The following is a 7,589-nucleotide window of genomic DNA, read 5'->3' on the forward strand; positions in this document are numbered from 1 at the left end:
ATCGATACAAGTACATCAACTGGTCGATTAATGTTTAACATGCTGGCATCCATTGCTGAATTTGAAAATGACTTACGCACAGAACGACAAGCGGAAGGTATTGCCAAAGCAAAAGAGAACGGCGTGAAATTTGGGCGGCCAGCCAAACTCAACGAGCATATGTGTGATGCAATACATTCTCGCCGAGCCGAAGGAGCGACGATCGGTCAACTTGCGAAAGAATTTGAGCTTGGAGAAGCAACGATATATCGCGCCTTAAAAATGGCAGTGACAAAAGAGAATAAACCACGCCCCCCATCTGGTGAAACTGGTACTTTCTAAATTTGAATTGCCCCTTTATTGTTTTCGAGCATAACGACACGTGTGGCATGTCTATACACGCCACACATGTTCATAATGTTAAGCGTAACTGCATAATTATGTATTTTGAAAACATATATTCTTGAGGGTAAGTTAAGTTAGCCCTACCGTACTAACTTAACTTGCCGAGATTATTCTCAAACCTCAAATCGCATGGCCTTTGGGTCTGCGGGTTTGGTAGTGATGGACTAAGTCCCCTTCGGCCTTTAATGCTGCATCTACACGTGCTTCAAAGTTTTCTGGCTTGGGATCAATTCGCCAAAATAGCTTTGCTGGTTTGCGCTTAAACGACGGCACTGTGATGACTGCCTCTTTACCATGATCCATAAACGCTAGGATTTGTGCTAATGGGTAAGTGGTATCGGCTTCAGTATGAAAAGCGAGCTTACCCGTATCAATACCGACAATCGCCATCGGGCGATAGCCTTTTTGTTTTTTGTTTTCAAACTGCAACACGATATTGATACCAACTTGGTTTTCAATCAGCCCCATTTTATCAAAGTAGGCCGCTCCAACCCTGCCATGACGCCACGAGTAAACAATTTGGCGTTCGCGGTCAAAGTAGACTTCGGCATCTCTGGGTTTTAGAAAGAATATGAGCCACATAGCAACGCTCGGTAACAAGAAAAAACATAAAAGAAGCAAACCAATCACGAAGTGTTTAAGTTTACCTTCGACTTCCTTAGCTCTTATATAAGTAGACCATGTCACCTCGCCATTTTCGTTGAGCATTGCATTGGCATATTTCTCAAGGTTATTAATGTAAGACATTGGGTTTTTTAGAGCCCTCTGTTGTGCTACAAACTCTAGCGTTTCGTGTGCATCCTTCTTTTCATAGTCAAAATCAGGCACCAAATCATTAAGCGTATAAATCGACATAAAGCTAAACACCAGCATCAGCGGAATAAGGATCGCATCGCGCCGATTATGATAGCCTGTTCTCACGGTTAGCACCTTATCATCTACCGACACTATCGGGTCGAGTGGGTCTTCCATTGGAATAACAATTACCTCAGAGCGAAACTCCTGCCACCACTTGGAAAAAGGCTGGGCTTTAGTGGTAAACATGCCCCAAAATCGACGTTTCATAGCAAATCCTTATTCATTATTGTTAGGGCGTTCATCAATCATACCTATCATCAGACCATCTATATCACCTGATGACGTTAGCTTGCGTTTCGGCACCACCAATGACGGTTCTGGCTCGTAACACCATTTTAAGCTAAGGTCACTTGCGATTGCGCGACGTTGTTCAAATGAACACTCAACCTTCACGGTTAAATGAAGGCCGTCCTCTTTCAACTCATACTGCTGTGGGTTATTTAGCGCATCAAGCAAAGCGAGTTTAAAATTCTCTGTCATTGGCACAGTTGATACAAGCCCAGACCTATCATAAAACTGTTTAACCATACTGCCATGAAGTTGAGAAATACCCATTTTAAACTCTGGCAAGACAAAGCGGAAAGTATAAAGCTTATCTGCTCTGATAACCTCTGGTGAAACAACCGTGCTTTCGATATTTAATTGTGGCCAGTAGAAATAGTTAACAAACTCTTGAGACTCTATCTCAAAGGCTTTTTTCAGATACTGCAAATAAGTGTCTTTTTTATCTTTAGACGAATAAAGCTTGAGTCTTTTGTCGACGGATTCTGTATCTTCTCTGTCGATAAAACTCCAAAATGAGTAATCCTCACTTTTGCCCCAGAAGCACCTGAAAAGCAGATTCTCTATTCCCGTTTTTGTATAACGCGAGATGATGCTATCACTCCAAAACAGACCTGCCATTCCGACGAGAAAGAACGCCCAACCAACAGGACCACCGAATAAAGTTCCAAGCATAAGTAATGTAAAGCCAGCTCCCATTATGTTTCCTGTCATTAAGTCATACTCCCCACTTCGATAGGCTTTCGAAGCATCCCAAACATAACTAGAAGCAGAAGTTAAGGTTGCCACTACAACGAGACTTTTTATTGGTAATTTGGTGAGGTTATTCTCCATATGCTGACTATGAGCCATCACATTAGCCAACCCCAGCTTATCGGCTAGTTTGGTACTCAAGGTGGGCAGGTATTTCTGCACCATATTAGCGTTAAGTCCTCTGCTAAGCATTGAAGCGGTGGCATTGGCTGATTTCGCACCATATTGAGCCAGCGCTGCACTATCGGCAGCCAAAGCGCTTAATGTAGAGCTTACTTTCAGTATTCGATACAGCTCATCTTGATTGGTAATTGGGTCGAGGGCTGTAAATTCTTCTTGAGTGCCCATCTCAAACATTGCCCCGACATTAAGAAAAAAAGACCAAGCAGCAAACCCCGCATCAGCGACAGAAGCGCTTATGTGGATAGCAGTTTTGCTGGCTGGTTTTGTTGCCTTTTCAAGATTATCAATCATTGTTTTGATTATCCTAGGGCAGGTTGGTGTTGGCTTAAACTCAAGAAGTTGTAATATACGCTCCTCTTTCGCATCCGCTTTCACTTCCGACCAATCAATTAAACGCTCATGCCAGTTGGTTTTTGTCTTTTGCCATATAGCGGCTGCGCGCCCTTTGTTTGCCTGCTTTTCAAGCAGCGACTCAACCTCATCAAGAGGTACTTGCACTCGATTTCCTGTTACTTTTAGCCCCAAAAGCGCATCGAGTATCGAAGGAAATGTCGTCCTATAAAAACGCTCCAACCCAGCATTGCCCGCTATTTGGGCCCATTTTCCACTTTGCTTGCCTACATAATCGAAAGCGATGGGCATTCGTGCCAAAAAAGTCCCCATAGAACTCAAAACATGATTGCCCGCATCACCAGTCAACTGACGCCAATCCCCTCCTTGGCACTGGGTAAAAATGCGTTCTGCGATTTTAAAAGCGGCACCCACCGCATTATCTTCAGGGGTTAATGCCTCCGTCATAAACGCTTGCCCCACCCAATCGTCCATGGTTTTCATACCTTCTTCGCTGGCGGTCACACCTTCAAAGAGTGTACCAAGCAAGCACATCAATTTAGCCAGCTCTATCGCTGGGTTAACTATGCCCTCTTGGCGAACATCAAAATAATTTTGTAGATAGAACGTCAGCGAGCCTATCTCGTCTTTTGCTCCCTCTCCCGCAACAAAGTAATCCATCATCTTCAGCCACTGCTGAGTTTCTTTAGCAACCTTGTCCATTTGGACTTGACTTGCATTTATAAAGTCAGTTAAAGCTTGTGTATCAAGGTTTTCTTGCGCGGCCTTACTGACTTCAGGCACTGCGCTGTCCATACAGGCTTTAGCATAAGTGCCTATCGTCAATGGATAGAGGTTGTTTTGTTGGTAGGCTTGACCATCGGCGATCGTCATACTGAGCTTGTTGGCAATATCACGCTGACGACCAACAGGGTCAAACAAAACCACCAAAGCGCCATCTTTATGCTCGCTATGGCTTTTTTGCATGGTTTCGACAATGCCTTCAGCATCAAGATGATAACTTAATGTGGTGGTTGCCAAATCAAGGCCATGAGGCATCGGCTTCGCGCTGTCTTTGTCTGCCAACCACTTTTCATCGTTATTGCGGTAATCTTCCACCAAGGTGCTGAGGTTTTCTTGCGTTGCCGCTTGACTAAACTCGGTTTGTTGCGCAGTCAAATCCACCTGCTGCATCGCCTTTTTGCGCAATTCTTCATCGCTGTTCATGTTATCAATGATGGCGGCAGACCATTCGTGCTCAGAGTAAACGATGGAAATCTTTTTCGCTTTTGGCGTCACAAACGCAAAAGGATAGAACGTGGAGCCCGATGAGGTATCGAGCGTTAAACCCTCTTGAGCGTTTTCTTCATTGGTGAAATAGTATTTCTCAAACTTTTCAATCACACCAGTTGCGGTTTCAGTTTGTGCGTATTTGAAGATGTGAAAAGGCGCGGTCTCTTCTTCGCTCTCTTCTTTGATGTACAACCAGCCCTCACGTAGAAGGCGAAGTAGGTAGCCACCGGTGTCTTTCAGCCCGGTAGCTCCGCTCATTTCTGTCATGCTCGGCGGGGCTTGCGCTGGCATCAATTCATCAAAGAAATTCGCGTATCCATAACGCACCGGATAAATCGGAATGACATTCTCAATCACACCAGCCACTTCGTTCATGAATGGCTCGACCGTGTCGATGGTTTTCGTGGTGTTGACAACGGCTTCAATCGATTCACTCTCAATCGAGTGTAAGTCGTCTGCCGCTTTGATGACCTTTACGTTATCTGTGCTCGCCAGAAGCTCGCTGGCTTTGGTTTGCATTTTATTGAACACACCAGAAATGAGGTCGGGTAGTAACTTCATGTACGAGCTTAACGTATCGATGTGCTTATCGAACACATCCTCAGACAGGTATGCGTATTGCAGTTTGCTGGCTTCATCACGTAAGAAGGTTAACCGGCTTTTCAGCTTGTTAAGCAGCGCGTCGAGTTCACTATTGATGCTCTTTTCTGCTGCTTGCCAATCGTAGTCAGCCAAATAGGTTTGTGGGTTGCCTTTACCTCGCGCACGCATGTACGCCAGCATTCGGTCAGTGGTCTCATGCGGGGCTAACCTCAGCAGTACCGACAGTAGTTCTCCTTCTTCTAGAACTTGAGGCAGGGTGTAAGCGAGCAGCGATTCAGTGGTATGCGGCAAGGGTTGATCAAGGTTGCCAATGAGTGCATCACAGGTCTTTGATATATCGAATGTTGTGTCTGGGTGATAATGGGTAAAGTGCTGAATGACCTCGGCACTGACCATGTCTTGGAAATAGCGATCGCTACTCAACGTTTGCCCAATACTGCCCCAAGCCGTGCCAACGGTCTCAATTCTGGTTGGCTGCCAAAAGCCGCGCTGACCTTGGGAAGCGATATTGAAAAAATCATCATCCGATTGGCTGTCTAGATGGCGAGGGTTATCGCGACGAACCGGAGTCACCACAAACGGGTCTTGACTCTCTTCGACCAGCAGTTTGACCTTGCCACCTTTGAGCGGGTCGGCATCACTGCGCCCTTTATCATCCAAAGTGGCTTCATATACCGTCGAACCTTGCTCATCACTGAGTTTAAATGGCGCATTCACCAGCCGTTGACCATTTGGATGACGCACGCAAACGTCCATGATAAAGGTCTCTTCAAGATCTTCTTCGACCGAGAAAGATGGGTTCTGTACGCCAAAACACATGGTGTTGCCATTGTTCATGGTCATTTGATCACTTTGGCGTGCCACTCCTTTTCCTTCGATAAGAACATCCGGAGAAGACGTCACAAACTTCGCTTCTCCTTCAATGGTTCCTGAACTCACGCCTTTTTTATCGCCAGCGGCATCACCAGTACTTTTTGAGAACTTACTGCCTTGCAAAGCAATACTGTTGCCACCATCGGCAGTGACACTGGTTGAGCCGTCCACCAAATCGGCGGATTTAGCGTTATTGCCGTACGGAATAGGAACAACAGGCTTTCCGACTTTGGTTAAACAAACGTCCGGCACAGACGCATTCGCTTCACCGCCTGAGCCTTTATGAACGATACTCAGCCCATTAGCGCCGATGGTTGATGCCATAATTTTTTCCTTTTCAATCAGTTTAAACGCACTTTGGTCGCTTGAATTTTTTGTAATTTATCTGCCGAAGTATTGATGTTTTGGGCGGTGGTTTTAACCGTGCCACTTTTCGCCGTCATTGATACTTGAGTCTCCCCTGAGCGTAGGACGACACTTTCATCGCCTTGAACAACCATGTTTTTGGCTCGGAGTATCAATAGGTCTTCCTCTAGTAGAGAGGTGAAGATGTCAACAAGGATAGGAAGGCTAAGATCGCCATCCATAAAGTTGATTTGGCAGTTCAATTGATTATCAATAGCGAGATCTATGTCAGAAGCTTTAAACGCTCGGCCTATGACTGCCCATATAGGCTGACCGATTGGATTCCCGTGAAAATTGACTTTAACGCGAGATTTATCTGAGTGAACTTCATAGACTTTACCGATCCGTGGGTAGACCTCTTTTGAAGCATCAGGTTGCGACGATTTCATTGCTGTTTCCAAAAACAAATAACTTTGGATTCTAACAATCGAAATGAATCAAGGTGCTTATTCTTTATGCGGGAAAAAGTGATTCTCGGTCGTGAATTGCACGACATTTCCTTTTCAAAGCACTTTTTGCGCTTTTAAAATAAAGGAAGGGGGCGTTATTTTGTGATTTTAGCCTTGCACGTCAGACCTTGTAAAAGTGTGACTCAGGTAGCAATTAGGCTATTGGCTATCGCGTTAAGAGAAATCATCTTAATCTATGGCACGGAAGAGCACTCTGCCTACAAAGGCTGTGATCTTACTCTCATCCAAATCAACAAAAGATTTAGGGAACTTTCCTGTTAATTCGGACTGCGAGCTTATTCATTTTCTATACAGCTGCGCTTAATTCATGAGCTTTGACGGATACTTCGAAAAAATACAGCGAAAATGAACGCTGCGAGCTCATTAGAGGCACTGGTAGTCTGGCGAAAAAGGATCAACATTGGTAATTCTGGTTTGCCTTACAAAACCCAACAAGGGCGCTTAGTCGCACATTGCTATACATCGTTCAAAGAAGAAAAAAGTAAGAGGAAAAAATATGACGACCTTGATAACGCAGGATGAGGTGGTTCAATGTGTGAAACAAGAGCTTGAATTGACAGGCATTGCAGATAAAAAGCATGCAGCGCCCGATCTCAGCCAATTACTACCAGAAGTGAAGTGCACGATTGTCGAAGTGCTCTTGCTGTATACCCGAGGCAATCAGGCACAGGCCGCACGAATGCTTGGAATGAATCGTGCTACATTGCGAAAGATATATAAACAAAGCCTTAAACGATGAATGCTACCTATTAGCAAGAAGCGCCTTTTGCAAATCCTGCCAATCGCTGCATTAGAATGGTACAAAAGCCGCCAAAGAGAACAAAACGTCCTCTATTCTTCCTCAAGGCGCCTCATCGAAAGTCTTGGACGGATTTTAAAAAGGCACCAAGAAGGGAAGCGAGACTAGAGTAGGCACAACCAACCGTCAAGCATCTTCTTAATTACCAGCACCACTTCTTCTGTATACCATCCACTAACCTTAATAAGGCCACCTCTAAAGTTGGACTGGAGCGAAGATGAATGTATCGAGGCCAATGAAGAGTTTGAGTGTCCTCATTGTGGTGAAACCTTGAGCTATGGATCATTGCTTGGTGCCCAGCATATAACGATTGAAGTTGTGGATTATTAAACGTGTTGATCTTTGCTGTACATTTC

5 protein-coding genes are annotated in these 7,589 nt (G+C 44.8%); 2 read left to right on the forward strand and 3 right to left on the reverse strand.

The window, feature by feature from the left end; genetic code table 11:
- A partial coding sequence (locus KIV40_RS24190; protein ID WP_285351724.1) for a recombinase family protein occupies positions 1–321 on the forward strand: 321 nt, incomplete at its 5' end.
- A 183-nt stretch (positions 322–504) separates the two neighbouring features.
- Here KIV40_RS24190 and KIV40_RS24195 read toward each other — a convergent pair.
- The 3 genes from KIV40_RS24195 to KIV40_RS24205 are packed head-to-tail and all read right to left on the reverse strand — an operon-like array spanning position 505 to position 6,353.
- Positions 505–1,449, reverse strand: a complete 945-nt coding sequence (locus KIV40_RS24195) for a hypothetical protein (protein WP_285351725.1) — start codon at positions 1,447–1,449, stop codon at positions 505–507.
- Between the two features lie 9 nt (positions 1,450–1,458).
- The gene (locus tag KIV40_RS24200; protein WP_285351726.1) at positions 1,459–5,883 is read right to left on the reverse strand and encodes a PAAR-like domain-containing protein; all 4,425 of its coding nucleotides are present in this window, start codon (positions 5,881–5,883) and stop codon (positions 1,459–1,461) included.
- Between the two features lie 17 nt (positions 5,884–5,900).
- Entirely contained in the window at positions 5,901–6,353 is a 453-nt protein-coding gene (locus KIV40_RS24205; protein ID WP_021018079.1) for a hypothetical protein, read from the reverse strand.
- Between the two features lie 577 nt (positions 6,354–6,930).
- On the opposite strand from KIV40_RS24205, the gene KIV40_RS24210 reads away from it, so the two are divergent.
- The gene (locus KIV40_RS24210) at positions 6,931–7,173 is read left to right on the forward strand and encodes a helix-turn-helix domain-containing protein (RefSeq protein WP_285351728.1); all 243 of its coding nucleotides are present in this window, start codon (positions 6,931–6,933) and stop codon (positions 7,171–7,173) included.
- Positions 7,174–7,589: the final 416 nt, after the last annotated feature.

This window comes from Vibrio sp. D173a, assembly GCF_030248475.1.